A 25,203-nucleotide genomic window follows, 5' to 3' on the forward strand; every position below is an offset into this window, starting at 1 on the left:
AGCCATGATGACGAAGAAGACCCTTCTGGCGATCGGCGTGACGAGCCTTGCGGTGCTGGGCGCGACGTCGGCCTACGCACAGGCGCGTTCGACCCCCAAGGGGTTCGATTACGAGATCATCGACGGCAAGCGCGTTCCCAAGGCAAAGCGCACCGTCAACGCGGACGGCAGCTGGCGCGAGGAGCGTCGCCAGGGCAACTGCTCCGAGGTCAAGGAAAAGACCGCGAGCGGGGAGATCAAGATCACCCGCACCTGCGACCCCGACTGATCTAGTCGATTGGCGGCTCGGCGACTTCCGCCGTGCTGTCGTGTGCGGTGATCTCGCACGCGGGCAGGCCCGCTTCCACCACATCCTTGCATTCGCGAATCTGTGCGGTGTCGTCGGCCCCGATGAACACCGCCCAGTCGCGCCCGTCGTCGCACGAGGCGGTCCACATCATCAGGTTTTCATAGTCGGTGACATAGCCAGAGCGCGTCACGCGCTGGCAGCGGAAACCCGCGCCGGTGATGGCGCGGCGCATCGCGATGTCACGGTTCATCGCCGAGAGTTCGGACAACTTGTCCTGCGCCTCGCTGCGCACCTCGATCGGCGTATCGTTGGTGGTGGACGTATCGCCGCAGGCGCAAAGCGCGAAGGGCGCGGCGATCGCCAGCGCCGCTAGTGCAAGTCGCGCCATCGCTCGATCTTCCCTCGCTTGGACAACTCTTCCTGCTCGACGAATTCGGCGAGACTGGTGAGCGCGTCGCGGATCACCGGGTCGTCCGTATCGGCGGCCATCGCCCGAAGGTCGGCGGGCTTGCAGTGCCTGAATTCTTCGCGGGTCATCGAGAGAGCAATGCGCCAGCGGCCATTTGGTTCACTTGCCGGTGACCACGCGCACGCAGGCGGCTGCCTTCTCGGCGAGCGCGCGCGCCTCGTCCGCACTCTGCGCCAGCGCCAGCGCGATCCCCATCCGGCGACCGGGCCGCGTGTCGGGCTTGGAGAACAGGCGCACGTCGACGGGGGCCCCGGCGCTCCCCAAGGCCAACGCGTCGCCCAGTCCCTCGAACGCGAAGTGGGTGCTTTCCTCGCTTGCCAGGATGACCGCGCTCGCCGATCCGCCTGCCGGCCGCACGATCGCGGGGATGGGCAGGCCGAGGATCGCGCGCACGTGCAGTTCGAACTCGTTGGGCGACTGGCCGATCAGCGTGACCATGCCGGTGTCGTGCGGGCGCGGTGACAGTTCGGAAAAGATGGCGCGGTCGCCCGCGATGAAGAATTCGACCCCGAAAATGCCGTGCCCGCCGAGCGCGCCGACGACCTTCTCGGCCTGCGCCTGCGCCGACGACAGCGCCGCCGCGCTGATCGCGGAAGGCTGCCAGCTCGAACGATAGTCGCCACCTTCCTGTACGTGGCCGATGGGATCGCAGAACAATACGCCGTCCTTCGTCGCGACGGTCAGCAGCGTGATCTCGCTGTCGAAGCGGATGAATTCCTCGACGATGACGCGTGGACGGTCGCCGCGCATGTTGGCGACCGCATAGGCCCAAGCCTTGCGCAATTCGCCCTCGTCCGTGGCCGTGCTCTGCCCCTTGCCCGACGAGGACATGACGGGCTTCACCACGCACGGAAAGCCGGTATGCGCGGCGGCCGCGACCGCTTCCTCCTCGCTCTCGGCGAAGCGGAATTTCGACGTCTCGAGCCCCAGCTCGTCGGCAGCAAGGCTACGGATATTGTCGCGGTTCATGGTCATGCGCGCGGCATTGGCGGTCGGCGCGACGCGCCAGCCCTCTTCCTCGAGTGCGACCAAGGTGTCGGTGTCGATCGCCTCGATCTCGGGCACGATCACGTTGGGGCGATGCTTCTCGACCGCGGCGCGCAGCGCGGCCCCGTCGAGCATCGAGAAGGTCTCGTGGGCGTCGGCGACCTGCATTGCGGGCGCGCCTTCGTAGCGGTCGCAGGCGATCACCTTCGCGCCGAGGCGCTTGGCGGCAATGGCGAATTCGCGGCCCAGTTCGCCCGACCCGAGCAGCATCAGCGTGGCGATATGCATGGCCAGTTGCCTAGCCCCCCTTGCGCTCGGCCCGCAAGCCGCCATGGTGGGCGCCAAGCATCAACAGGGGGTCTTCCGTCATGCCGCTTTCGTTCATCGCTCTTGCCGCTTCGCTTGCCGTCCAGGACACGCCGCCGCCGCGCACGCCCGCCGATCCGGTCATGGAAGCCCCCGACAGCGCGTGGCAGGAAATTTCTCCGGAAGACCTCGTCGTGATGGATGTGGACGGCAAGCGCGTCGTGATCCAGCTCGCGCCCGCGTTCGCGCCGAGCCACGTCGCCAACGTGCGCACCTTCGCGCGCTCCGGCTACTGGGACGGCGCGACCGTATACCGCGTGGTCGACAACTGGGTCACCCAGTGGGGCGTCGGCGGCAACCCGGCCTATGAGGAAGAAGACAAGCCGCTGCCCGAAGGCGCGATCGAGGCCCCGCCCGCCGACTACTCGCGGCCCCTCTCGAAAACCGACATCACCCCGCTCGGCTCGTCGGACAGTTTCTCGGCGATGGCCGGGTTCGAGAACGGCTGGCCCGTCGCGGTCCATGTCGATGGCAGCGTGTCGCCGACTTATTGCTACGGCTACGTCGGCGTCGCGCGGGGCGCGGATCCCGACACCGGGTCGGGCTCGGAACTGTTCGCGATCATCGGAACGCCCGCGCGCCGCCTCGACCGCAACTATGCGCTAGTCGGACGCGTGATCGACGGCATGGAAAACCTCTCGGCGCTACCGCGAGGCACCGACCGGATGGGCGTCTATGCCGAAGGCCAGCGCCAAGTGCCGATCGGCCGCGTCACGGTCATGGCCGACCTGCCCGAGGGCGAGCGCACGCGCTATCGGATGATGCCCGAAGGCTCGCCGAGCTTTGCGGAATATGTCTACCTCACGCGCCACAACGTCCACTACGGACGCGGCACGTCGGGCGCCGATATCTGTTCGGTGAGGGTCCCGGTCGGAAAGATCGAGGACTAGGCCGCCCAGGCGGATTCGCCCGTTCCGTTCTTGTGCTGGACGACCGCGGGACGCGCGTGCGTCATCATGCTCGCCTCGGCGAGCGGGAGCGCGGTCGAGCAGAAGGCGCATTCGGCCGAGAACCTGCCGATGATCCACTGAGTACGGCCACAGCCGGGGCAGTGATTGACTTCATGCTCGCGGTAGACGGCGTGGTAGCCGCGCGCCGCGGGATCATGCCGCATCTGCAGGTCGCCAAGGGTCGGGATGCTCTTCATAACTCGTCCTTTCGACCGTTTTGAACGAATTAACCCCGTTCGGGTTGCATCTGTCCCGAAGCGGGAACGGCTCAGACGGTCCGAAGCGCGGCGGCGGGACGGGCAGAAATGGCGGGCCACGCCGCGACCAGAGCGGCGCCTACCGCGATGATCACGGCCCCCGGTCCGAGCGCCACCAGCAGCGGCCAGTCGGGCGCGAATTCGATCTCGAAGACCTGCGTGATGACCGCCCAGCTGGCGAGGATGCCGGCTCCCAGGGCGAGCGCCGCCGCGCCGATCGAGAGGGCAAGAAATTCGATCAGCTGCGTTGCCGAGACCTGTCCGCGGCTAGCTCCGACGAGCCGCAGCAGGACGAGGTCGCGTGCGCGCTCGCGCCGGGTCGCGACCACCGCGCCCGCCAGCACCACCACCCCCATCACAATGGCGAGAACGGTCGCGATGCGGACCGCCGCATCGAGCGAGAGGAGGATCGAGCGGACCTCGGCGACGATGTCGTTGACGCGGATCGCGCTGACCATCGGCAGCTTGCCGACCAGCGCGCGCTCGAACCCGCGCGTGTCGCGCGCCTTGGCGTCGGTCACGGTCGCCATCTGCGTATGCGGGACCGCCTCGAGCGTGCCCGGTGCGAAGATGATCGCGAAATTGAACCCGAAACTGCGCCAGTCGATCGTCCTCAGCGAGGCAATCCTGGCGGTCACCGGGCGACCGAGAATGGCGATGGTCAGCGTGTCGCCCACCTCGAGTCCGAGCGCCTCTGCCGCATCGACGTCCAGGCTGATGAGCGGGTCGCCCGCGTAATCCGAAGGCCACCATTGGCCCGCGACCACTTCGTTTCCGTCGGGTAGGTCGGCAAGGAAGGTCAGCCCGCGATCGCCGCGCAGGATCCACGCTCCCTCGGGAATCTCGTCCATCTCGTCGACCGACTGGCCGTTGACCTCGACCACCGGCCCACGCAACGAGGGCACCAGTTCGTAGGTCGCGCCGGGCAGCTCGTCGGCCAGCGTTTCGCGGAACGTCGAGCCGGCGTCGGAGGGAATGTCGAGCAGGAACACCGCCGGGGCGCGGGCCGGGATCGACTGGTCGATTTCCCGGAGCAGGCTCTGTCCCGTCCCTGCCAGCGCTACCAGCAGGCTGAGCCCGAGCCCGAGCGCGACGGTCAGCCTGACGGTGGCGTTGCCCGGGCGGTCGAGCGCTGCGATCCCAAGGCGCGCGACGGGTCCGCCGCGATGACGCAAGCCGCGCGCGGCCAGCCGTAACAGCCAGCCGAACAGCGCGAAAAACAGGCCGAGCGCGCTCAGGGTGCCGACCGCGGCAAGCGCGAGCATCGGGTCGCTGGCGCCCAGCGCGACCAACGCGACCACGCCCAGGAAGGCGAGGACCGGCACGCCCCAGCCGCGCCAGCGCGCACGCGGCGTCTCGTCGAGCGTGTCGCGCAGCAGGACTGCGGGCCGCGTGGCAAGCGCCTGCGCCAGCGGACGCCACGAGGCTGCGACCATGGCGAGGAGGACGACCGCGGCGGCAAGGCCCAGCGCGTCCCAGTGCGGCCCCGGGTCGGGCATGATCGGAAGCTGGTCCTCGAGCGCGCGCCCGACCAGGGTCGGCGCCGCCGCCCCCAGCAGCAGTCCCGGCACCAGCGCCGCCAGCGCCACCAGCGCAAGCTCGAACCCGAGCATCCGCGCGATCACGGGACGCGCCGCGCCGACCAGCTTGAGCCGCGCCACCGTCGGGCGGCGACTAGCGGCAAAGGCGCGCGCCGCGCTGACGATGCCGAGCGCCCCGATCCCGAGGGCGGCGATCGCGACGAGCAGCAGCATGTCGCCGGCAATCGCGACGAACCGCTGCACGCCGCCCGCCGCTTCCTCGCGCGACAGGATGCGCCAGCCCGCGTCGGCGAACCGTTCGACGAACGCCTCGCGCACCGCGATAGGCGATGTGCCGGCAGGAAGAAGCAGGCGATATTCATGGGTGAGAATGCTGCCGGGCTGGATCAGCCGCGTCGCGTCCATTGCCTCGGGCGTCACCAGCGCGGGCGGGGCGAGGTTGAATCCGCCGCCTTGCGGCATGTCGGCGATGATCGCGGCGACGGTGAGATCGGCAAAGCCGAGCCGGACCTTGTCGCCCGGTTCAAGGTCGAGCCGGTCGGCGATCAGCGGGTCGACGGCGATCTCGCCTGCACCGCGCGGTCTCGTCCCGTTGAACGCGACGTCGCCCGCGAGCGGCCAGTTGGCGTCGATGCTGCGCATCTCCACCAGCATCGTGCCGCCGTCGGGCTTCACCAGCATCGAGCGCGTCTCGACCATGTGGCTGACCGTCCCCGCCTCGCGCATCGCGGCGAGTTCGTCTTCGCTCGCCTCGCGGTTGGCGACGGAGAAGAGGAGATCGCCGCCCAGGATCGAGCGCGAATTGGCCTCGATCGAACGCTCCATCGAGCTGACCAGGCTGAGCACTGCCGCCAGCCCCGCCACCGACAGCGCGAGACAGGCGAACAGGAGGCCGAGCCCGCCCAGCCCGCCGCGCAGGTCGCGCATGGCAAGGCGGCGCGCGCTCACCCGTCGACCTTCCCGTCGCGCAGTCGCACGATGCGGTCGCAGCGTTCGGCCAGCGCGGGGTCATGGGTGATCACGACAAGCCCCGAGCCGGCCGCCTCGGCGCGCTCGAACATCAGGTCGATGATCCCGCTGCCGGTCTTGCCGTCGAGATTGCCGGTCGGCTCGTCGGCAAGCAGCAGGCGCGGGCGCGGCACGGTGGCGCGGGCGATGGCGACGCGCTGTTGCTCGCCGCCCGACAGTTGCGCGGGGTAATGGGTGAGCCGGTGGCCCAGCCCGACGCGTTCGAGTTCCTCGGCCGCGCGATCGCGCGCATCGCGTTCGCCGGCAAGCTCCATCGGCACCGCGACATTTTCGAGCGCGGTCATGGTCGGGAGCAACTGGAAGGACTGGAGGATGATCCCCACCTCGCGCCCGCGCAGCTTGGCGAGCGCGTCCTCGCCAAGCTCGCCAAGGTCGCGCCCGAGCAGTTCGACCCGGCCGCCCGAAGGCCGTTCGAGCCCGGCCATCACCGCCATCAGCGACGACTTGCCCGAGCCGGACGGACCGAGGATGGCGAGATGCTCGCCTTCGTCCAGCGTGAGGTCTATCCCCTTGAGGATCTCGGTACGCGCCGCCCCCTTGCCGAGGGTCAGGCGGATGTCGGTCATGGCGATCAGGGTCATGAGGGAGAGCTAGGGTGATTGATGGGAAGGCACAATGGCGGCACAAGGTCCGCATGACCTGTCTCGCGCGCCTCGCCCTCGCCGTCTTCCTGTTTTCTGCCAGCCCCGCGCTCGCGAGCGACGAACGACCTGTCGTCGTCGCGTTCGGCGACAGCCTGACCGCGGGCTACAACCTCCCCGCCGGGCTCGGCTTCGCGCCGCAACTCGAGGACGCGCTGCGCCGCCAGGGCGTAGCCGCGACCGTCGTCGACGGCGGCGTCTCGGGCGAGACGACCAGCGGCGGGCGCGCGCGGCTCGGCTGGTTCCTCGACGGGCTCGAGGAAAAGCCCGACCTCCTCGTTCTCGAACTGGGCGGCAACGACATGCTGCGCGTGGTCGACCCGGCGCTGACCGAAGCCAATCTCGACGCGATGCTGGAAGAACTCGCGCGGCGCGACATCCCGGTCCTGTTGGCGGGCATGCGCGCGGCGCCCAATCTCGACCCCGACTATGTGGTCGCGTTCGACGCGCTCTACCCCGCGCTGGCGAAGCGCCACGGCGTCGCTCTCTACCCCTTCTTCATGGAAGGGGTGACGGCCGTGCCGGGCATGGTCCAGGCGGACGGAATCCACCCGACCTTCGCCGGCATCAAGGTAATCGTGACCGGGATCCGCCCGCAGGTGCTCGAAGCCCTCGGGCGCTAGGAGATCAGGCCGACAGCTGGTCGAGGCTGACGGGCTCGGCGAATTCGCAGCCCATCTTGCCGCCGGCGGTCCACTTGACCACCGCACTTGCGCGTTCGCGACCCGGCAGGATCAGCCACACGCGCGTGCCCACCTCGAAGTCGCCCGCGACGACTTCGGCCATGAACCCGTGTTCGGAAATGTTGAGGATGCGGGCTTCGCACCCCTCGTTGCCCATCTCGCGCACGTGCGCGTCCACCTCGATCGATACCCGCTCGGAACGGCGACGGTCGGACACGTTGTCGGCTTCGGCAATGCGCGCCTTGATCATCGAAAAATTCATCTCCATGCCGCTTATTCCGACAGGGGCGCGGCAAAATTCACCCCGATGCGGCCATCCCGCACCCAGCGCACATAGGCGACTTGTTCGCCATGGTCGAGTAATTGCAGCGTAATCTGTTCGCCAATGTGCGGAACACCCCTGTAGGCGACCATCGCGCCGGAGGGGGAGATGTTGCACAGGCGGACCACGTGGGACTTGCCGCGAATGGTCAGCACCGCGGTCTGCGACTGCGTTTCCTCGCGCACCTCGATACGCTGGTCGAACACGCGTTTCACGGTGCGCGGGATCATGCCGCCATCGAGCAGGGACTTGTTAGTCACCCCATCCTCCATCCTGGTCCTGATGCCTTTATGGCCACACTTGCTTAATTATTGGTTGGCGGGACTTTTTCACCCTATTCAGCCTGTGTATGGTTTGACCATGCCATGCGGGAGCCATGGTGCCGGTGCGCCGGCGGGTAAATCTTTCGGGATACAAGGTGTCGACAGTGAAAAAGCGCATTTCCAAGACCCTGCTGGCAACGGCAGGCCTGATTCTCCCTGCAGGCGCGGTTTTCGCGGCCCCGCAAGCGGCGGTCCCTGCCCCGCAGGCACAGGCCGATGCGCACGTCGCACCCGGCCAGGCTCCCCCTGACGAAAAAGTGAAGCGCGGCGCCGTCGTCGGCGTCGAGGGTTCGCCCGATGCGCAGGGCAACGAGACCCCCGTCGTCGCGGTCGATCCGGGCCCGCCCATGTGGCAAGTCCACCAGGCCGAGGCGCTGCTCTCCTTCATCGAGGCGATCGGCGCGGAAGGCCTTGCGCCCGCCGACTACGACCCGGCCGGCCTTCGCGCGACGCTTGCGGCGGGCAATCCGCTGGAACTGGCCAAGGCAGCGACCGACCGCTTTTACCGCGTCGCGTCCGACATGGCCCTGGGCCATGCGCGCGGCGACGCGCGCCGCGACTGGCACATCGTCGACCACGATCTCGACGTCGCCGCGCAGCGTCCGCTGCTCGTCCAGGCGCTCGCCGCCAACGACATCGCGGGCACGCTCGCCTCGCTCGCGCCGACGCACCCCCAATATGCCGCGCTCAAGCACGCGCTCGCCTCGACCGACAAGGCCGATGCCGCGACGCTCGACAAGATCCGCCTCAACCTCGACCGCTGGCGCTGGCTGCCGCGCGATCTCGGCAACCGCTACATCATCGTCAACGTCCCGGCCTATACCGCGGCGCTGGTCGAGGACGGCGAGACCCGCTCGCGCCACCGTGCGGTCGCGGGCGCGGTCAAGACGCCGACTCCGCAGCTGATGGCGGAGGCCACCGGCGTCATCTGGAACCCGTACTGGAACGTGCCCAAGTCGATCGAACCCGAAGTGCGCGGCAAGGCCGGTTACGAGGCGGTCAAGAACGACGACGGCACCGTGCTCTACTGGCGCCAGCCGCCGGGTCCGTCGAACGCTCTCGGGCGGGTCAAGTTCGTGATGACCAACCCGCACCTCATCTACCTGCACGACACCAATGCGCGCGGCCTGTTCGATACCAAGGCGCGCGCCTACAGCCACGGCTGCATCCGCACCGAGAACATCCTCAAGCTGGCGACCATGCTGCTCGAGGAAGACGGGGGCGACTGGACGACCGACAAGACGGTCGAGGTGGTCAATTCGGGCGAGCGCCTGCAGGCCAATTTCGTCAAGCCGCTGCCGGTCTACATCGTCTACATGAGCGCGGCGGCGAAGCCCGACGGGACGATCGTGGAGTACAAGGACATCTACTCGCGCGACAAGCCGGTGCTGGCCGCGCTCGACGACAAGGCCGGGACGATGACCCGCGCCGAGGCGAGCGAGGAGCGCCTGGCCGACATCGCGGAAGCGATCGAGGGCGGCCTCTAGGCCCCTCGCGCCCGCCCACGAAAAAAGGGCCGGTCCCTCGCGGGGCCGGCCCTTTTCGATGGGGGCAAGATCGTGATCAGGCGAGCTTGTCGGCGTAGATCAGTCGCCCGTCGCCCAGCCGGTTCATCAGCAGCCAGTGGTCGCGGCTCCCGAAGGCGAAGCAGCCTTCCGAGCGGCCCAGCTTGCCATGCTTGGCGATCATGTCCTTTTCCGCGTACCAGGCCGGGTGCATCACGATGGCCCGCGCGAAGGCGTTGGAATTGGTGAAGTCGAGCCCCTGCAGCTTCATCGAGAGGCCGTACTTGCCGTGATACTGGCTGGCGGTGACGTAGGCGCCCTGCGAGGTCGCGTTGCTGCCGACGCGGTTCGAGAAATCCTGCAGATAGCCCGTGTGGCCGCGATCCGAGCCGCGCCCGTGGGTGGTCAGGAAACTCTCGACCTGACCGGTCGTCATGTTGACGAGGTGAAAACGCGGCGTGTCCGAGCGCTTCGAGAAATCGACGATACCGACCGCGTCGCGGTGGCGCACGCGCGAGGCGTGGCGGTCGAGCGCCGCGCGGGCGCGTTCGACGAGACGGGAGTCGACGCCCGAGGGCGACCGCACGAGCGGCGCGCCGCCCGGCGCGACCATCGAGCCTTGCGGCGTCTGCCTGAACTGGAACGGATCGGCCTGTGCCATGGCGGGTCCGGCGACCATCACGCCACCCGCGCCAGCGGCCATTGCACGCACCATCCCCCGACGATCAAATTCCATTAAACCCCTCCCGATGAAGGGTTTTTCTAACACCAAACAGCTTAACGTTGGATGATGACGGATGCGATTCGTCGCAGCGCCGGCTCGAACCGTCGTAACCGCGATTCATTTTCGGAACAGGGGCCCAAACCCTTGAACTTGTGTGAGGTCACTGCTAACGGGGCGCCTCTTCCGGCGAGCCAGAGGGTTCGGCGGCGATTCTTGCATATAGGAACGGGTGTTGCCGATTCGCGCCCATTTCCTCATCCGAAAGGAGTTGAACGGCATTTATGCAGATCATCGTTCGCGACAATAATGTCGACCAGGCGCTGCGCGCGCTGAAAAAGAAGCTGCAGCGTGAAGGCGTCTATCGCGAAATGAAGCTGCGTCGTCACTACGAGAAGCCGTCGGAAAAGCGTGCGCGCGAAAAGGCCGCCGCCGTCCGTCGTGCTCGTAAGCTCGAGCGCAAGCGCGTCGAACGCGAGGGTGGCCGCTAAGCCACCCTTTTTCGTCCCTTCAAGACCAGGGATCAGTTCATGTCGGTCAGCCAGGTACCTCTTCGTCCGATCGCCAAGGGATCGGTCCTGAAACTGTGGCTGGCCATTGCCGCGCTCGTTCTGGCGGGCGTGGCGATCGCCTGGTGCGCGACCTCGCCCCTCAAGGGCGAGACGACCGCCAGCGGGCTCAAGATCCGCACCATGGTCGAGGGCACCGGCGATCCGATCCGGATCACCGACGGGGCTTTCGTGTCCTACGAGGGTCGCCTGCTCGACGGCACGACCTTCGATTCGAGCGGGGGCCGCGCGGTCCCGATGCTGCCGAGCCAGGTGGTGCCGGGCTTTTCCGAAGCGCTCCAGCTGATGCGCGAAGGCGGTAGCTACCGCGTCATCATCCCGTCCGAGCTGGCCTATGGCGACAGCCCGCCTCCGGGTGCGCCGATCCCGCCGGGCGCGGACCTCGAATTCGACGTCTCGATTGAATCGATCGTGCGTGACGCGGCGCTGATGCTCGGCCAGCAGCAGGGCGCTCCCGCGCCGCAGGCGCCTCCCGCCGAATAGCTAGCCGCTGCCGCCCTGCGGGGCGGTTTCGCCTTCCTCGGCCTCGCGCTTTTCCTTCGCATATTCTTCCAGCGCCGCCTTGATCGAGGCGACGATCGGGTCTGCCAGCAGCAGGCCGAGGAAGCCGAACAGCGCGCCCATGATGAGCTGCATCGCAAGAACCAGCGCGGGCGCGAGGTCGACCGTCTTCTTGGCGATCATCGGGATCACCAGATAGCCGTCGACATTCTGCACGAAGAAATAGACGAAGATCGCCCACAACCCCTCGCCCGTCCCGGCCGAGAATCCGACCGCGACCATCAGGATGCCCGAGATGATCGCGCCGATATTGGGGATGAAGGCGAGCAGGCCCGTCAGGAGGCCGAGCAGCGCCGCGAGCGGCACCCCGCCCAGCAGCAGCATGATGTAGGTGAACACGCCTTCGAACACCATGCCCACGAGGCGACCCGCGAGCAGGCGGCGCAGCGAATAGCCGACCCGGTCCGAAATTTCGAAGAAGCTCTGGCGGCTGGACCGTGGCAGCATCCAGGCGACCCCGCGGTCGTAGAGGCGCGGTTCGGCGGCGATGAAGATGCCGATGACGAGGATCATCAGCCCCGACGCGAACGCGCCGACCGCGGTGCCTAGCAGGCTGGTCACCTTGCCGAGCGAACCGACCAGCTGCCCCGAGATGTTGGAGAAGCTCGCTTCCGGTACCAGACCGCTCGCGGCGGCCCATTCGAGCAGGCGGTTGACCTGTTCGATCACGGTATCGCGAAGGTCGGTGAACTGGGTCGCGAGCGCGGTGCCCGCATACCAGAACGTCCAGCCGAGGAAGGCGAAGAAGCTCAGCACGATGATGGCAAGGCGCCAGCCCCGCGCGATCGGAAGCACGCGACCCAGGAGACGCGTGCCGCCATCGAGCAGCACCGCGAAGACCAGACCTCCCACGATCAGGAGCAATGGCCCCGCCAGCACGACGACCCCGGCAGCGAGCAGCACCATGCCGATCCAGATGGCGGCCTTGCGGACCTCGAAACGCAGCCGGGGATCGTCGATCTCGGTCGGGCCCCGGGTCATGCTTTCGTCGGTCATCGGGGCCCCCTTGTTCCTCGTTCCGCCCTACTCTGCAGGCTCGGAGCGCAGGCTGACGAAGGATCGTCCGTCGCGCAAGCTTTGTCCCCACGTCGCCGGATTGAGCGACGCCGTCCCGTCGAGGGAGAAGGTAATGATTTCGGCGCGCCCGCCGATATTCGCGACCGGCACCGGCCCGCCCAGCCCGCGCTCCTCGAGGCTGAAGCGGCTGTCGGACGACTTGTCGCGATTGTCGCCCATCAGGAAGACGTGCCCCTCGGGCACCGTGACGGGCGCGAACTCGTCGCCGGGCGAGCGGCCGAGATCGATCGTGTCGTAGCTGACCCCGTTGGGAAGCGTCTCGCGGATGATCGGCAGGCGGCAGTAGAGCGCGCCGTCCTTGCCGCGCACGCGGTGCCCGGGAAATTCGAACAGGCCGCACGGCGCGTTGGCATCGACCGGGATCATCGCTGCGGGACGCCGCTCGGCATGGACCGCCTCGCCATTGATCACCAGGCGGCCATTGGTGACCGCGATCGTGTCGCCGGGCAGCCCGATCACGCGCTTGATATAGTCCTCGCTGCGCCCGGGCGGGGTGACGATGACGATATCGCCGCGCTCCGGCAGCGAGCCGAACAGGCGGCCTTCGCTTTCCGGCAGCGTGATGTTCCACGGCTCGGCCGGCCCGCTGCCCACGATGTTGCGCGCGATCGCGGCCGGGTTGGGAATGGTCGGCGAGACGTAGCTGTATCCGTAGGGATACTTGCTCACCACCAGCCGGTCGCCCTCGAGCAGCGCCGGCATCATCGATTCCGAGGGAATATAGAACGGCTTGGCGACGAAGCTGTGAAAGACCAGCACGCCCAAGAGCACCCACAGCATCGCCTTGGTCTCGGACCAGAGGGCGCTGGCACCGCCGCGCAGCGAGGGCTTTCGGCGCTTGTTCGTCGGGTTTGTCATGGCAGGCTGGGTCAAAGCGGTCTTGCGTAAAGGATAACGAAGGCCTGCGCCCATGGATGGTCGTCGGTGAGCGTCAGGTGAATGTCGATGGCGTGGCCGTGCGGGGTAAGTTCGTCAAGCCGCGCCTTCGCGCCGCCGGTCAGCGCCAGCGTCGGCGCGCCCGACGGCGCGTTCACCACGCCGATATCCTTCATGTAAACGCCGCGCTTGAACCCGGTGCCGACCGCCTTGGAAAAGGCCTCCTTGGCGGCGAAGCGCTTGGCGAGCGTGCCGGCCATGGTGAAGGGGCGCTTTTGCGCCTTGGCGCGCTCGATCTCGGTGAAGCTTCGCTGGAGGAAGCGGTCGCCAAAGCGGTCGAGCGAGGCCTGGATCCGCTCGATATTGCACAGGTCGCTGCCCAGCCCGACGATCATCCGCGCGCCTCGTCCATCAGCTCGCGCATCCTACGCACGCTGTTTTCCAGCCCGACGAAAATCGCCTCGCCGACGAGGTAATGGCCGATATTGAGTTCGGCGATCTGCGGGATGGCCGCGATCGGCTGGACGTTCTCGTAGGTAAGGCCGTGCCCCGCATGCGGCTCGATGCCGTTCTTGGCGGCGAGCGCGGCCATGTCGGTGATGCGCTTCAACTCCGCCGCCAGCTTCTCGCCGTCGCCGTCGAGGAAGGCGTGGGCATATTCGCCCGTGTGGAATTCGACCACGGGCGCGCCGAGCCTGAGCGCGGCATCGAGTTGCCGCTCGCTCGCCTCGATGAACAAGCTGGTGCGGATGCCCGCTTCGTTCAGCCGGTCGACGAAGGGCTTCAAATGATTGTGCTGCCCCGCCGCGTCGAGCCCGCCCTCGGTGGTGCGCTCCTCGCGCTTCTCGGGAACGATGCAGGCCGCGTGAGGCTGGTGGCGCAGCGCGATGGCGAGCATCTCCTCGGTCGCCGCCATCTCGAGGTTCAATGGCAGGTCGGTCGCGTCCTGGATCCGGCGCAGGTCGGCGTCGCGGATATGGCGGCGGTCCTCGCGCAAGTGTGCGGTGATGCCGTCGCCGCCCACGGCTGCCACGATCTCGGCCGCGCGGACGGGATCGGGGTGATCCCCGCCGCGCGCATTCCGCACGGTCGCCACGTGGTCGATATTGACCCCCAGGCGAAGCCGAGAGGTCATGCCGAAGCGCGGCTCCCCGGCTTGATCGCTTCGATCGCCTCGAGTTCCGGCGGCAATGCGTCAGGCGCGTAAGTCGGGACATCGAGCGCGATCAGCGCCGTGAAGGGCACGCCGAGGTCCGCGCTGCCGTTCGAGCGGTCGACCAGCGCGGCTTCGCCGATCACCTCGCCGCCCGCCTCGCGCACCGCCTCGATCGCCTCGCGGCTCGACAGGCCGGTCGTGACCACGTCCTCGACCATCAGCACCCTGGCGCCGGGACGAAGCGCAAATCCGCGGCGGAAATGGAACACGCCGTCGGGACGCTCGAGGAACATCGCCTCCTTGCCCAGCGCGCGGCCCATTTCATGGCCGATGATGACACCCCCCATCGCGGGCGAGACGACGACGTCGATGGCTTCGCGCAGCGACTCCGGCAATTCGGCCGCCAGCGCCTCGGCCAGCCGTGCGGCGCGCTTGGGGTCCATCAGGACGCGCGCGCACTGCAGGTAGCGCGGGCTGCGCAGCCCCGAGGAAAGAATGAAATGCCCTTCGAGCAAGGCCTCCGCTTCGCGGAATTCCGCCAGAATCTCGTCGCGGGTCATGTCGCTCCTTTCATTTCTCGCGCTTCGCATAGGGCGCGCGAGGGCCGTCGTAAAGAAAGCGTCGACAAAGGGCCGAACCAGCGCTTGAGCATCTAGGGGCACCTCCCTATAAGGCGCGCCAATCATAGGGCTCACGTGCGTATCGCGCGGCCCTTGCGGTTCAACTACACCACCGGGGTGACGATGAAACTGATGGGATGGGTAGTCGCGCTGGCCGCCATGACGATGGCACCGGCAGCGATGGCAAGCGAAACGGGCCTTCCGGCCGGCGCCGGCGAGCGCACCGAGCTCGAAACCGAGATCGCGGAGACCGAAGCGGTCCTCGGCGATGCCGGCCTGGCGGCGACCTCGACCGAGGCGACCGCATTCGATTCCGCGCTTCCCGAAGCCGAGATCGGCGTGCCCGACGGGCGCAAGGGCATCCAGGAGCAGGTCACCGACCTCGGCCAGCAGGCCGCGGACTTCCACGACAACTGGTTGCTCGTCCTGTGCGTGGTCATCTCGGTGTTCGTGCTTGGCCTGCTCGCCTACGCGATGCTGCGCTTCCGCCGCGGCGCCAATCCCGAGCCGAGCCGCACCAGCCACAACACGCTGATCGAGGTCGTCTGGACGGTCGTCCCGGTCATCATCCTCGTGGTCATCGCGGTGCCGTCGATCTCCCTGATCAAGGCGCAATACAGCCCGCCGCCCGCCGACGTGACCGTCAAGGTGATCGGCAACCAGTGGTACTGGACCTACGAGTATCCGGACAACGGGATCGAGCTCGTCTCGAACCTGCTCAAGGAAGAGGACGAGGTCGCTGCAGGCGAACGTTTCCGCACCGATGCCGATGGCCCCGCGCTGCTGGCGGTCGACGAGCGCGTCGTCATCCCGGCCGGCAAGGTCGTCAAATTCCTCGTCACCTCGAATGACGTGATCCACTCGTTCGCGGTGCCGGCCTTCTGGACCAAGATGGACGCGGTCCCCGGCCGCATCAACGAGACCTGGGTTAAGGTCGATCGTCCGGGCGTCTATTTCGGCATGTGCTCCGAACTGTGCGGCGCGCGCCACGGCTACATGCCGATCGCGGTCGAAGTCGTTCCGGAAGAGAAATTCGCCGCCTGGGTCGCCAGCAAGGGCGGCTCGATGAAGGGCGCCGAAGCCGAAGCTGCCGCCGAACCCGCCGCCACCGCGGACGCGGACGCAGCGGCGGCCGCAACGCCGGCCGAAGCCCAGCCCAACGAAGCCCCTGCGGCCAACTAAGCGGAAGCGAGAAAGAGACCATGGCAACCACCGCAGACACGCTGCCGCTCCAGTCGCACGACGACGCGCACGCGCATCATGACGCCGACCACAAGCCGGGCTTCTTCGCCCGCTGGTTCATGTCGACCAACCACAAGGACATCGGCACGCTCTACCTGATCTTCGCGATCTGCGCCGGCATCATCGGCGGCGCGATCTCGGGCATCATGCGCGCCGAGCTGGCCGAGCCGGGCATCCAGATCCTGACCGGAAGCTGGCCGTTCGGCGCGGGCGCCGACGCCACCTTCGACCAGGCGCTCCATCACTGGAACGTGCTGATCACCGCGCACGGCCTGATCATGGTCTTCTTCATGGTCATGCCGGCCCTCATCGGCGGGTTCGGCAACTGGTTCGTGCCGCTCATGATCGGGGCGCCCGACATGGCCTTCCCGCGCATGAACAACATCTCGTTCTGGCTGACCGTCGCGGGTTTCACCCTGCTGATGGCTTCGGCCTTCGTGTCGGGCGGCACCGGGACCGGTGCGGGAACCGGCTGGACGGTCTACGCGCCGCTGTCGACCAGCGGCTCGACCGGCCCCTCGGTCGACCTTGCGATCTTCTCGCTGCACCTTGCCGGTGCCGCCTCGATCCTCGGCGCGATCAACTTCATCACCACCATCTTCAACATGCGCGCTCCGGGCATGACGCTGCACAAGATGCCGCTGTTCGTCTGGTCGGTGCTGGTGACCGCCTTCCTGCTGCTGCTGGCGCTGCCGGTGCTGGCGGGCGCGATCACCATGCTGCTGACCGACCGCAACTTCGGCACCAGCTTCTTCGACGCGGCCGGCGGCGGTGATCCGGTGCTCTACCAGCACCTGTTCTGGTTCTTCGGCCACCCCGAAGTGTACATCATGATCCTGCCGGCGTTCGGCATCGTCAGCCAGGTCATCGCCACCTTCAGCCGCAAGCCCGTCTTCGGCTATCTCGGCATGGCCTACGCGATGGTCGCGATCGGCGTGGTCGGCTTCGTCGTGTGGGCGCACCACATGTTCACCACCGGCATGGACGTCGACACCAAGATGTACTTCACCGCCGCGACGATGATCATCGCGGTCCCGACCGGCGTGAAGATCTTCTCGTGGATCGCCACCATGTGGGGCGGCTCGATCAGCTTCCAGACCCCGATGCTGTGGGCGATCGGCTTCATCTTCCTGTTCACCGTGGGCGGCGTCACCGGCGTCGTGCTCGCGAACGGCGGTGTCGATAACTACATGCACGACACCTATTACGTGGTCGCGCACTTCCACTACGTGCTCTCGCTCGGCGCCGTCTTCGCGCTGTTCGCGGGCTTCTACTACTGGTTCGGGAAAATGACGGGCAAGCGCTACAACGAGCTGCTCGGCAAGCTGCACTTCTTCATCATGTTCGCGGGCGTGAACATGATCTTCTTCCCGCAGCACTTCCTCGGCCTCGACGGCATGCCGCGCCGCATTCCGGACTATCCGGCGGCCTATGCCGACTGGAACGCGCTCTCGACGCTGGGCTACGAAGTCATGGCCGCGGGCATGGTGATCTTCTTCGTGAACGTCATCTGGTCGCTGATGGCCGGCAAGCCCGCCCCCGACAACGAATGGGGCGAAGGCGCGACGACGCTCGAGTGGACCCTCTCGAGCCCGCCGCCCTACCACCAGTTCGAAACGCTCCCGAAGATCGACTAGTCTTCGAAGCACCGAGAACAAGGAAAGGCCGTCCCTGTGGGGCGGCCTTTTTCTTGTTCGAGAAATGCGGATGCCCCCGTGAAACGCCACTTTTCACCACTTGCTCATCTTCCGCTCATGGCTTTCATTTCGGTCTCGCCCACACCGGCAGCATGAAAAACTGACGGAGCGACACCAATGAACGACCTTTCGAACAAGCACGGGCCCAACGGTCGCAAGCTTTCCATGCTCGCCTATGCGGGCGCGGCACTACTTCTGCTGGTCCCGCTGGTCGGGATGCAGGTCAGCGACGAGGTCAACTGGACGCTGTCCGATTTCGCTATCGCTGCGGTGCTGCTCGGCGGGACTGCGCACCTGTTCGACCGGATGCTGCGGGTCGACGACCGCTGGTCCGCGATCATCGGCGCGATCGTCGGGCTGTTCGGCTGGTTCACGCTGCTGTGGGCCAACCTCGCGGTCGGCGTGGTGGGCGAACCCGACACCCCCGGAAGCCTCGCCTTCTTCGGCCTGCTCGGCGCGGTGCTGGTCGGGGCGGTGGCGTCGCGTTTTCGCGCCGACCGGATGCGGCTGGTGATGGCGCTGGCCGCGCTCGGAGTGGTCGTTCTCGGCGTGATCTTCGCCGCGCAGGAAGAGTATATGATCCGGATCGCCGCGATGTGGACGTTGCTGTTCGCCGCCTCGGCAGCGGCCTACCACCACGCGGCGCGCGACGCCTGATCGGCGGCGCGGGGCTAGTCCTCGACCCGCTCGGCGCGCTCGATGGTGACCGGCTCGGCGAGGAGTTGGCCCTTGAGCGCGCCGTCGCCCGCGTCCGGGTCGACCGGCATCGCCGCGATCGCCTCGACCACGTCCATGCCCTCGACCACATGGCCGAACGCGGCATAGCCGGGCTTGCCTTCGTCGGCGTCGAAGCCGGGGATGTCGGTGGTGAGGATGAAGAAGTCGTTGCGCGCGGTCCCCGGACCGCCATGGGCCATCGAGACGGTGCCGCGCGTGTGGAGGATGCCCGTCTCGCCGGTCGGTTCGTGGGCGATGGGGGGCAGCAGCTTGTTGCCGTCGCGCACCCCGCCCTGGACGATCCCGCCCTCGCCGAACGGCATCACGCGGTAGAAATTCTGCCCGTCGAGAAAACCCTTGTCGATATAAGCGAGGAGGTTGGCGGTGGTGATCGGCGCGCGGCCCCGGTCGAGCGCGAGCACGATGTCGCCCGCGGTGGTCACCAGCCGCACCCTGACCAGCTCGGTCTCGGCCTCCGCCGTCTCGACCGGCAGCGGCGCGGCCACCTGCGCGAAGGCGGGGGCGTACAGGGCCAGGGCGGCCGCGAAAAGCGTCGTGATTCGGATCGTCATGGGCCGAGCCTATAGCGGCAAGAGCCTTGCCCCAAGGTGAAGCTTTTCACCGCGCGCCCAACCATTTATAGGCGCCTCCCGTGACCCAGGCCCCCGCCCCCTCGACGACCATCGATTCTGCGCTTCTCCCGGCGTCCCCGCGCGACCTGTTCGCGCTGACCAAGCCGCGCGTGATGAGCCTCGTGGTCTTCACCGGGCTGTGCGGGCTGCTCGCCGCAAAGATGCCGATGCCCCCCGTGCTCGCCTTCACCGCCGTGCTGTGCATCGCGCTTGGCGCAGGCGCGGCGGGCGCGCTCAACCAGTGGTACGAAGCCGACCTCGACGCGCAGATGAAGCGCACGCAGGGCCGTCCCCTTCCCGCGGGCCGGATGGACAAGCAGACGGCGCTCCATTTCGGCGTGGGGCTGAGCTTCTTCTCGGTGCTGCTGATGGGCTTTGCCACCAACTGGCACGCGGCGTTCTGGCTCGCCGTCTCGATTCTGTTCTACGTGATCGTCTACACCGTATGGCTCAAGCGCCGCACCGCGCAGAACATCGTCATCGGCGGCGCCGCCGGGGCCTTTCCGCCGATGATCGGCTGGGTTGCGGCGACCGGGCATCTCGCGCTCCTGCCAGTGCTGCTGTTCGCGATCATCTTTCTGTGGACGCCGCCCCATTTCTGGGCGCTCTCGCTGTTCATCCGCTCGGACTACGACAAGGCGGGCGTGCCGATGCTGCCGGTGGTCGCCGGGCTGAAGCATACGCGCCTCCAGGTGCTGCTCTACACGCTTCCGATGGCCGCCGCGGCCGTCCTGCCCTGGCCGCTCGGCCTGACCGGCTGGATCTACGGCGCGACCAGCGCGCTCCTCAACGCGATCTTCCTCGTCCTCGCCATCCGCGTCGCGACCAACCGCGCCGAGGAACCGTCCGGCATGAAGCCCGAAAAGCAGTTGTTCGGCTTTTCGGTGCTCTATCTCTTCGCGCTGTTCGCGGCGCTCACCATCGACAGGCTGCTGCTCCCATGACCGATCCCACCACCCAGGAAATCCGCAAGCGCCAGAAGCATCGGGCCCGCATCATGGCGCTGCTGCTGGTCGCATTCGCCGTGCTCGTGTTCGGGATCACCATCGCCAAGCTGGGGCTCGCCACGTGACATCGGACGCGCTGGGCAATGCCAATCGCAGGGTCGCGGGGCGCATGGCGCTGTTCGCGCTCGTCATGCTCGGCGTCGCCTTCGCCTCGGTGCCGCTCTATCGCGTCTTCTGCCAGGTAACGGGATTCGGCGGCACCACGCAGGTCGCCGACGAGGCGCCCGGCGCGGTCGCGGGCGAGATCGGGGTGCGCTTCGATTCCAACGTCAATGGCGGCCTGCCGTGGCGTTTCGAAGCGCCCGCCCCCGTGCGCATCGCGCCGGGCGCGCGGACCGAGATCCGTTACAAGGCGACCAACCTCGTCGCGCGCGCCACCAAGGGGACCGCGACGTTCAACGTGTCGCCCGCGCAGGCCGGGCAATATTTCTCGAAAATCGAGTGTTTCTGCTTCACCGAGCAGGAATTGAAGGGCGGCGAACAGGTCGAGATGCCGGTCGTCTTCTTCGTCGACCCCGCGATCGCGACCGACCCCGATACTGCGACGATCGACGAGATCACCCTCTCCTACACGTTTTTCCCGGTGGAAAATTGAAGGCGTAGCCGCTAGAGCCGCCCCGAACGCACAAACAGGAACTGATCGATGGCCGGTACGACCAACCACGACTATCACATCCTCCCGCCCAGCGCCTGGCCCCTGATCGGCAGCATTTCGGCTGTCCTTCTGACCAGCGGCGGCGTCTTGTGGATGCACGACAACCCCTACGGGAAGTTCGTCTTCCTCGCCGGCCTGCTCGGCGTCGTCTTCACCATGTTCAGCTGGTGGATGGACGTCGTCAAGGAAGCGCATGCGGGCGACCACACACCGGTGGTGCAGCTGCACCTGCGCTACGGCATGATCCTGTTCATCGCGTCCGAAGTCATGTTCTTCGTCGCCTGGTTCTGGGCCTTCTTCGACGCCTCGCTCTTCCCGAGCGCGGTCGACGCGGTCGGCGGCCAGTTCCCGCCCACGGGCCAGGAAGTGATCGATCCGTTCGGCTACCCGCTCCTCAACACGATGATCCTGCTCTGCTCGGGCACGACCGTCACCTGGGCGCACCACGCGCTGATCCATGGCGACCGCGAAGGCCTCAAGAAAGGCCTGCTCGCGACCATCGCGCTGGGCCTCGTCTTCACCTCGATCCAGGCCTACGAATATGCGCACGCGCCGTTCGCCTTCAGCCAGCTCGACGGCGGGACGATCTACGGCTCGACCTTCTACATGGCGACCGGATTCCACGGCTTCCACGTCATCGTCGGCACGATCTTCCTGATCATCTGCTACATCCGCGCGACCAAGGGCCACTTCACCCCCAAGCAGCATTTCGGCTTCGAGGCGGCGGCCTGGTACTGGCACTTCGTCGACGTCGTGTGGCTGTTCCTGTTCGTCGCGGTCTATGTCTGGGGCGGCTGGGGCGCGCCGGTCCACGGCTAAGCCGCAGGTGACCGACACCAGCGACAATCGCGGCGGCGAGGGCGAACCGTCCCTCGCCGCCGCTTCGCTTTCGGGCCTGTGCCCGCGCTGCGGCGCGAAGAGCCTGTTCGACGGTGTGGTCAAGCTCGCGCCCCGCTGCCGCGCCTGCGAGCTCGACTATGACCAGTTCAATGTCGGCGACGGCCCCGCGGCCTTTCTCATCCTCATCATCGGCGCGGTGATTGCCATCGGTGCGATCTGGCTCGAGCTGAGTTTCAGCCCGCCCTTCTTCGTTCACCTCGTGTGGCTGCCGATCCTGATCGGGCTGACGCTCGGCGGCCTTCGTCTCGGCAAGGCCGCACTGCTGGTCCAGGAATATCGCACCGGCGCGCGCGAGGGACGGCTCAAGGAATGAGGATTCTTACCCACTTCGTCGTCGCGGGCGCGATCGCGGTGATGATCGGGCTCGGCATCTGGCAGCTCCAGCGCCTCGAATGGAAGGAGGGGCTGATCGCCTCCTACGCGGATGCCGCCGACCTGCCCCCCGTGCCTTATCCGAAGCTCGCCACCGTCCCGCCGCTCTACCGCAAGTCGAGCGTCAACTGCCTCGAAGTGATCGACTGGCGGCACCAGGCCGGCCAGAACGCCGATGGCCAGTCGGGCTATTCGCACGTCGCCGACTGCCGCACCGGCGCGGAAGGCCCGGGCGCTGCGATCGACATCGGCTGGAGCCGCGAGCCCGAGGCCGGCACCGACTGGACCGGCGGCGCGGTCGAGGGCGTGATCGGTCCCGACGAGAAGTTCGGCCAGCGCCTCGTTGCGCGCGACGGCCAGGCCGGACTCGAGGCCAGCGCCCCGCCCAGCCCCGAAGCGATGCCCAACAACCACCTCGCCTACGCGGTCCAGTGGTTCGCCTTCGCGCTGATCGCGGCGGTCATCTACCTGCTTGCGCTTCGCCGCCGCAGCCGCGAGGAAGCGGCGCCATGAGCGACCTCCTTACCCTCGTCACCGAGCCCTGGGACGCCTGCACGCTGCTCGACAGCGGCAATGGCCGCAAGCTCGAGCGCTACGGCGATGTCACCGTCATCCGCCCCGAGCCGCAGGCGATGTGGGCCCCTTCGCAGGATAATTGGCAGGCCGACGCTGAATTCGTCCCCGCGTCCGACGAGGAAGGGCGCGGCCGCTGGAACGCCAGCCCCAAGGTACCCGACAGCTGGCCGCTCTCGCGCGGCAACGTTCGCTTCCACGCCAGCCTGACCCCGTTCCGCCATCTCGGCTTCTTCCCCGACATGGCCCCGCAATGGGATTTCGCGCGCGACCAGCTCTCGGGGGTGGACGCGCCCGCCTTCCTCAACCTGTTCGGCTATACCGGCGTGGGCACGCTCCAGCTTGCCGATGTCGGCGCCGAATGCGTCCATGTCGATGCGTCCAAGAAGTCGGTCGAGGGCGCACGCGCCAACGCCGCGCTGTCGGGCATGGAGGACAAGCCCGTCCGCTGGCTGGTCGAGGATGCCGGCAAGTTCGCCGCGCGCGAGGTCCGGCGTGGCCGCCGCTACGACGGCATCATGCTGGACCCTCCCAAGTTCGGGCGCGGGCCCAAGGGCGAGCGCTGGCAGCTCGAGGATGACCTTGCGCCGTTGGTGCGCGACTGCGCGCAGCTGCTCGACGACAAAAGCCGGTTCATGATCCTCACCGTTTACGCGGTGCGGATGAGCGCGCTGGCGATCGGCGAACTGGTGAAACAGGCGACCGCGCATCTGCCGGGCCGGGTCGAGATGGGCGAGATGGCGATTCGCGAGGAAGCGCGCGGGCTGCCGCTCCCGACCGCGATCTTCGCGCGTTACGTGCGCAACTAAGTTCGCGCCGCCCGGATCGCCGCACCGGCGACGAACGGGCTCCCCGCCACCAGCAGCAGCGCCACCGCCGCCTCGAGCTTGAGCGCGCCGACCCCACCGGCGCTGCTGGCGCCGACCCCGAAGATCAGCAGCGGCACCGCCAGCGGCAGCACCAGCATCCCGGCCAGCGAGGCCGCGCGCGGCAGGCCTGCGGTGAGCGAGGCCACCGCCACCGTCAGCGCGGCCAGCGCGGGCGTCCCGACGAGTAGCGCAATCAGGGTCGCGCCCAACTGCTCTCCATCCATCGAAAGCAAGGCCGCCGCCGGGAAGCAGGCGAGAAGCAGCAGCGGCGCGAAGGCGGCCCAATGCGCGACCATCTTGGCGATTGCCACCATCTCTTCCGAGACGCCGCGCAGCGCGAGCTGGTCGAGCACGCCCTCGTCAAGGTCGGGACCGATCAGCCGCTCGACGGGAAGCAAGGCGGCCAGCAGCGCGGCGACCCACACGATCCCCGGCCCGATCCGCGACAGGATGCGCGCGTCGGGCCCAACCGCGAACGGCACCAGCGTGACGACGAGGAGGAAGAAGGCGACCGGGAGCCACGCCCCCGCGACGAGCGCGCGCCCGAGGTCGCGGCGGATTAGCGTGCCGATCAAGACGCCAGCTCCTGCCGCCGCCACTTGCCGCCGAGCGGCACGTGGCTCGCGGCCAGCACCGCGCCACCCGCCTCGCGGTGTGTTCCGATCGCCGCATCGAGCAGGCCGACGCTGCGCGCATCGAGCCCGTTGACGGGCTCGTCGAGCAGCCACAGCCGTGCGTCGCTGGCGATCACGCGGGCAAGCTTTGCGCGCTGCCGCTGCCCGGTCGAGAGCAGCCGCACCGGCACCGCGGCCAGGTCGAGTTCCATCGCCTCGAGCGCGTCGCTCGTTCTCGACCTGTCCGGCGCCCAAAAATCGAGCGCCTTGCCGAGCGGCATCTCGCGGTCGAGCGCCAGCCGTTCGTCGGCCAGCGCGCACGCGGCCCGCGCGATCGTCCCGGCGGCAGGCTCGAGCAGCCCGGCGGCGAGGCGGATCAGGCTCGACTTGCCGCACCCGTTGGGCCCGATGACGTGCACTGCCTCGCCCGGTGCGAGCGCGAGATCGAGCCCTTCGAACAGCAGCCGCCCACCGCGCAGGCAGGCGACGCCCTCCATCGCCAGCAGCGCCGCGCTCACGCCAACTCCTCGAGCGCGTGCATGTCCTCGTCGGACAGGCCGAAATGGTGCCCGACCTCGTGGATCAGGACGTGGCGAACGAGATGTTCGAGGCTTTCGTCCCCGCGTTCGGCCCATTCATCGAGGATCGGGCGGCGGAACAGCCGCACGCGGTCCGGCAGCGTGCCCGACTGGTCGACGCTTTTTTCGTGGAGCGGCAGGCCCTCGTAGATCCCGGTCAGCTCGAACGCGTCCTCGATCCCCATCGTGTCGAGCGTCGCCTCGTCGGCAAACTCCTCGACCAAGAGGACGACGTCCTTGAGGTGTGCGGCGAACGGCTCGGGCAGCCCCTCCATCGCGGCGCGCGCGATCGCTTCCATCTCCTCGGCCGAGGGGGCGTTGCCGAAACGGGCGTCCATGGCTCGGGGCTTAGGGGAGCGAACGCTTTGGGGGCAAGCGTTGACTGGCCGCACCGCCAATCGCAAG

Annotated in this window: 34 protein-coding genes; 16 read left to right on the forward strand and 18 right to left on the reverse strand. The window is 67.7% G+C overall.

Features of this window, described 5'->3' with window-relative positions; translation table 11 throughout:
* Nucleotides 1-4 precede the first annotated feature (4 nt).
* A complete protein-coding gene (locus NNY25_RS00265) occupies nt 5-268 on the forward strand; it encodes a hypothetical protein (RefSeq protein ID WP_265569357.1) in 264 nt (87 codons plus the stop codon).
* A 1-nt stretch (nt 269) separates the two neighbouring features.
* Here NNY25_RS00265 and NNY25_RS00270 read toward each other — a convergent pair whose 3' ends face one another.
* From NNY25_RS00270 to purT, 3 genes are read right to left on the reverse strand one after another with little or no spacing between them, the layout of a single operon-like run.
* Complete coding sequence (locus NNY25_RS00270) at nt 270-677, reverse strand: hypothetical protein (protein ID WP_265569358.1); 408 nt, start codon at nt 675-677, stop codon at nt 270-272.
* A complete protein-coding gene (locus NNY25_RS00275) occupies nt 659-826 on the reverse strand; it encodes a hypothetical protein (RefSeq protein WP_265569359.1) in 168 nt (55 codons plus the stop codon). The genes NNY25_RS00270 and NNY25_RS00275 overlap by 19 nt, the downstream gene beginning before the upstream one ends.
* A 31-nt stretch (nt 827-857) precedes the next feature.
* Complete coding sequence (gene purT, locus NNY25_RS00280) at nt 858-2,033, reverse strand: formate-dependent phosphoribosylglycinamide formyltransferase (RefSeq protein WP_265569360.1); 1,176 nt, start codon at nt 2,031-2,033, stop codon at nt 858-860.
* Nucleotides 2,034-2,113: 80 nt separating this feature from the next.
* On the opposite strand from purT, the gene NNY25_RS00285 reads away from it, so the two are divergent.
* Entirely contained in the window at nt 2,114-3,001 is an 888-nt protein-coding gene (locus NNY25_RS00285) for a peptidylprolyl isomerase (RefSeq protein WP_265569361.1), read from the forward strand.
* Here NNY25_RS00285 and NNY25_RS00290 read toward each other — a convergent pair.
* The 3 genes from NNY25_RS00290 to NNY25_RS00300 form a co-directional block, all read right to left on the reverse strand.
* Nucleotides 2,998-3,258, reverse strand: coding sequence for a hypothetical protein (locus NNY25_RS00290; RefSeq protein ID WP_265569362.1), 261 nt, complete (start codon nt 3,256-3,258; stop codon nt 2,998-3,000). The genes NNY25_RS00285 and NNY25_RS00290 overlap by 4 nt on opposite strands.
* Before the next feature lie 71 nt (nt 3,259-3,329).
* Nucleotides 3,330-5,807 (reverse strand): ABC transporter permease, encoded by a 2,478-nt coding sequence (locus NNY25_RS00295; protein WP_265569363.1) that lies wholly within the window; start codon nt 5,805-5,807, stop codon nt 3,330-3,332.
* Nucleotides 5,804-6,469 (reverse strand): ABC transporter ATP-binding protein, encoded by a 666-nt coding sequence (locus tag NNY25_RS00300; RefSeq protein WP_265569364.1) that lies wholly within the window; start codon nt 6,467-6,469, stop codon nt 5,804-5,806. Before NNY25_RS00300 ends, NNY25_RS00295 begins: the two co-directional genes overlap by 4 nt.
* A 53-nt stretch (nt 6,470-6,522) precedes the next feature.
* On the opposite strand from NNY25_RS00300, the gene NNY25_RS00305 reads away from it, so the two are divergent.
* Nucleotides 6,523-7,152: an arylesterase gene (locus NNY25_RS00305; RefSeq protein WP_265569365.1), complete on the forward strand. Its 630-nt coding sequence runs from the start codon at nt 6,523-6,525 to the stop codon at nt 7,150-7,152.
* 4 nt (nt 7,153-7,156) lie between these two features.
* Here the strand turns inward: NNY25_RS00305 and NNY25_RS00310 are convergent, their stop codons facing one another.
* Together NNY25_RS00310 and NNY25_RS00315 are read right to left on the reverse strand one after the other, a co-directional pair.
* Nucleotides 7,157-7,480, reverse strand: a complete 324-nt coding sequence (locus tag NNY25_RS00310; protein WP_265569366.1) for a PilZ domain-containing protein — start codon at nt 7,478-7,480, stop codon at nt 7,157-7,159.
* Nucleotides 7,481-7,485: 5 nt separating this feature from the next.
* The gene (locus NNY25_RS00315) at nt 7,486-7,794 is read right to left on the reverse strand and encodes a PilZ domain-containing protein (protein ID WP_265569367.1); all 309 of its coding nucleotides are present in this window, start codon (nt 7,792-7,794) and stop codon (nt 7,486-7,488) included.
* Between the two features lie 167 nt (nt 7,795-7,961).
* On the opposite strand from NNY25_RS00315, the gene NNY25_RS00320 reads away from it, so the two are divergent.
* Nucleotides 7,962-9,344 (forward strand): L,D-transpeptidase family protein, encoded by a 1,383-nt coding sequence (locus tag NNY25_RS00320; protein ID WP_265569368.1) that lies wholly within the window; start codon nt 7,962-7,964, stop codon nt 9,342-9,344.
* Nucleotides 9,345-9,420: 76 nt separating this feature from the next.
* On the opposite strand, the gene NNY25_RS00325 is transcribed toward NNY25_RS00320, so the two are convergent.
* Nucleotides 9,421-10,065, reverse strand: a complete 645-nt coding sequence (locus NNY25_RS00325; protein WP_265569369.1) for a murein L,D-transpeptidase catalytic domain family protein — start codon at nt 10,063-10,065, stop codon at nt 9,421-9,423.
* Between the two features lie 302 nt (nt 10,066-10,367).
* Here NNY25_RS00325 and rpsU point away from each other — a divergent pair, with 302 nt between their 5' ends.
* Both rpsU and NNY25_RS00335 read left to right on the forward strand, forming a co-directional pair.
* Nucleotides 10,368-10,574, forward strand: a complete 207-nt coding sequence (gene rpsU, locus NNY25_RS00330) for a 30S ribosomal protein S21 (RefSeq protein WP_265569370.1) — start codon at nt 10,368-10,370, stop codon at nt 10,572-10,574.
* Nucleotides 10,575-10,613: 39 nt separating this feature from the next.
* Nucleotides 10,614-11,135 carry an FKBP-type peptidyl-prolyl cis-trans isomerase gene (locus tag NNY25_RS00335; RefSeq protein WP_265569371.1) on the forward strand — a complete coding sequence of 174 codons (522 nt, stop codon included), beginning with the start codon at nt 10,614-10,616 and terminating at the stop codon, nt 11,133-11,135.
* Here the strand turns inward: NNY25_RS00335 and NNY25_RS00340 are convergent, their stop codons facing one another.
* From NNY25_RS00340 to pyrE, 5 genes are read right to left on the reverse strand one after another with little or no spacing between them, the layout of a single operon-like run.
* Nucleotides 11,136-12,209, reverse strand: a complete 1,074-nt coding sequence (locus NNY25_RS00340) for an AI-2E family transporter (RefSeq protein WP_265569372.1) — start codon at nt 12,207-12,209, stop codon at nt 11,136-11,138. It lies immediately after the preceding gene.
* Nucleotides 12,210-12,236: 27 nt separating this feature from the next.
* Complete coding sequence (lepB, locus tag NNY25_RS00345) at nt 12,237-13,148, reverse strand: signal peptidase I (RefSeq protein WP_265569373.1); 912 nt, start codon at nt 13,146-13,148, stop codon at nt 12,237-12,239.
* 11 nt (nt 13,149-13,159) lie between these two features.
* Nucleotides 13,160-13,561 carry a holo-ACP synthase gene (gene acpS / locus NNY25_RS00350; RefSeq protein WP_265569374.1) on the reverse strand — a complete coding sequence of 134 codons (402 nt, stop codon included), beginning with the start codon at nt 13,559-13,561 and terminating at the stop codon, nt 13,160-13,162.
* A complete protein-coding gene (locus NNY25_RS00355; RefSeq protein ID WP_265569375.1) occupies nt 13,558-14,301 on the reverse strand; it encodes a pyridoxine 5'-phosphate synthase in 744 nt (247 codons plus the stop codon). The genes acpS and NNY25_RS00355 overlap by 4 nt, the downstream gene beginning before the upstream one ends.
* Nucleotides 14,298-14,882: an orotate phosphoribosyltransferase gene (gene pyrE, locus NNY25_RS00360; protein ID WP_265569376.1), complete on the reverse strand. Its 585-nt coding sequence runs from the start codon at nt 14,880-14,882 to the stop codon at nt 14,298-14,300. The genes NNY25_RS00355 and pyrE overlap by 4 nt, the downstream gene beginning before the upstream one ends.
* 135 nt (nt 14,883-15,017) lie before the next feature.
* On the opposite strand from pyrE, the gene coxB reads away from it, so the two are divergent.
* From coxB to NNY25_RS00375, 3 genes are all read left to right on the forward strand, one after another.
* Nucleotides 15,018-16,124, forward strand: a complete 1,107-nt coding sequence (coxB, locus tag NNY25_RS00365; RefSeq protein WP_265569377.1) for a cytochrome c oxidase subunit II — start codon at nt 15,018-15,020, stop codon at nt 16,122-16,124.
* Between the two features lie 20 nt (nt 16,125-16,144).
* Nucleotides 16,145-17,821, forward strand: a complete 1,677-nt coding sequence (gene ctaD, locus NNY25_RS00370) for a cytochrome c oxidase subunit I (RefSeq protein ID WP_265569378.1) — start codon at nt 16,145-16,147, stop codon at nt 17,819-17,821.
* A gap of 177 nt (nt 17,822-17,998) precedes the next feature.
* A complete protein-coding gene (locus NNY25_RS00375) occupies nt 17,999-18,538 on the forward strand; it encodes a hypothetical protein (RefSeq protein WP_265569379.1) in 540 nt (179 codons plus the stop codon).
* A 14-nt stretch (nt 18,539-18,552) separates the two neighbouring features.
* Here the strand turns inward: NNY25_RS00375 and NNY25_RS00380 are convergent, their stop codons facing one another.
* Complete coding sequence (locus NNY25_RS00380) at nt 18,553-19,170, reverse strand: peptidylprolyl isomerase (RefSeq protein WP_265569380.1); 618 nt, start codon at nt 19,168-19,170, stop codon at nt 18,553-18,555.
* 80 nt (nt 19,171-19,250) lie between these two features.
* Here NNY25_RS00380 and NNY25_RS00385 point away from each other — a divergent pair, with 80 nt between their 5' ends.
* The 7 genes from NNY25_RS00385 to NNY25_RS00415 are packed head-to-tail and all read left to right on the forward strand — an operon-like array spanning nt 19,251 to nt 23,546.
* Entirely contained in the window at nt 19,251-20,174 is a 924-nt protein-coding gene (locus NNY25_RS00385) for a heme o synthase (RefSeq protein WP_420854296.1), read from the forward strand.
* Nucleotides 20,171-20,302 carry a hypothetical protein gene (locus NNY25_RS00390; protein ID WP_265569381.1) on the forward strand — a complete coding sequence of 44 codons (132 nt, stop codon included), beginning with the start codon at nt 20,171-20,173 and terminating at the stop codon, nt 20,300-20,302. The genes NNY25_RS00385 and NNY25_RS00390 overlap by 4 nt, the downstream gene beginning before the upstream one ends.
* The gene (locus NNY25_RS00395) at nt 20,299-20,832 is read left to right on the forward strand and encodes a cytochrome c oxidase assembly protein (protein WP_265569382.1); all 534 of its coding nucleotides are present in this window, start codon (nt 20,299-20,301) and stop codon (nt 20,830-20,832) included. Before NNY25_RS00390 ends, NNY25_RS00395 begins: the two co-directional genes overlap by 4 nt.
* 48 nt (nt 20,833-20,880) lie before the next feature.
* Entirely contained in the window at nt 20,881-21,711 is an 831-nt protein-coding gene (locus NNY25_RS00400; protein ID WP_265569383.1) for a cytochrome c oxidase subunit 3, read from the forward strand.
* Nucleotides 21,712-21,718: 7 nt separating this feature from the next.
* On the forward strand, nt 21,719-22,105 hold the full coding sequence (locus NNY25_RS00405) for a DUF983 domain-containing protein (protein WP_265569384.1): 387 nt from the start codon (nt 21,719-21,721) through the stop codon (nt 22,103-22,105).
* A complete protein-coding gene (locus NNY25_RS00410; RefSeq protein ID WP_265569385.1) occupies nt 22,102-22,677 on the forward strand; it encodes an SURF1 family protein in 576 nt (191 codons plus the stop codon). The genes NNY25_RS00405 and NNY25_RS00410 overlap by 4 nt, the downstream gene beginning before the upstream one ends.
* Nucleotides 22,674-23,546 (forward strand): class I SAM-dependent rRNA methyltransferase, encoded by an 873-nt coding sequence (locus NNY25_RS00415; RefSeq protein ID WP_265569386.1) that lies wholly within the window; start codon nt 22,674-22,676, stop codon nt 23,544-23,546. The genes NNY25_RS00410 and NNY25_RS00415 overlap by 4 nt, the downstream gene beginning before the upstream one ends.
* On the opposite strand, the gene NNY25_RS00420 is transcribed toward NNY25_RS00415, so the two are convergent.
* From NNY25_RS00420 to NNY25_RS00430, 3 genes are read right to left on the reverse strand one after another with little or no spacing between them, the layout of a single operon-like run.
* A complete protein-coding gene (locus NNY25_RS00420) occupies nt 23,543-24,181 on the reverse strand; it encodes a heme exporter protein CcmB (RefSeq protein WP_265569387.1) in 639 nt (212 codons plus the stop codon). The two genes, NNY25_RS00415 and NNY25_RS00420, sit on opposite strands and share 4 nt — an antisense overlap.
* Complete coding sequence (ccmA, locus tag NNY25_RS00425) at nt 24,178-24,738, reverse strand: heme ABC exporter ATP-binding protein CcmA (RefSeq protein ID WP_265569388.1); 561 nt, start codon at nt 24,736-24,738, stop codon at nt 24,178-24,180. The genes NNY25_RS00420 and ccmA overlap by 4 nt, the downstream gene beginning before the upstream one ends.
* Complete coding sequence (locus NNY25_RS00430; RefSeq protein ID WP_265569389.1) at nt 24,735-25,136, reverse strand: metallopeptidase family protein; 402 nt, start codon at nt 25,134-25,136, stop codon at nt 24,735-24,737. Before NNY25_RS00430 ends, ccmA begins: the two co-directional genes overlap by 4 nt.
* Nucleotides 25,137-25,203: the final 67 nt, after the last annotated feature.

Source organism: Sphingomicrobium nitratireducens (assembly GCF_026157035.1).
Classification (GTDB): domain Bacteria; phylum Pseudomonadota; class Alphaproteobacteria; order Sphingomonadales; family Sphingomonadaceae; genus Sphingomicrobium; species Sphingomicrobium nitratireducens.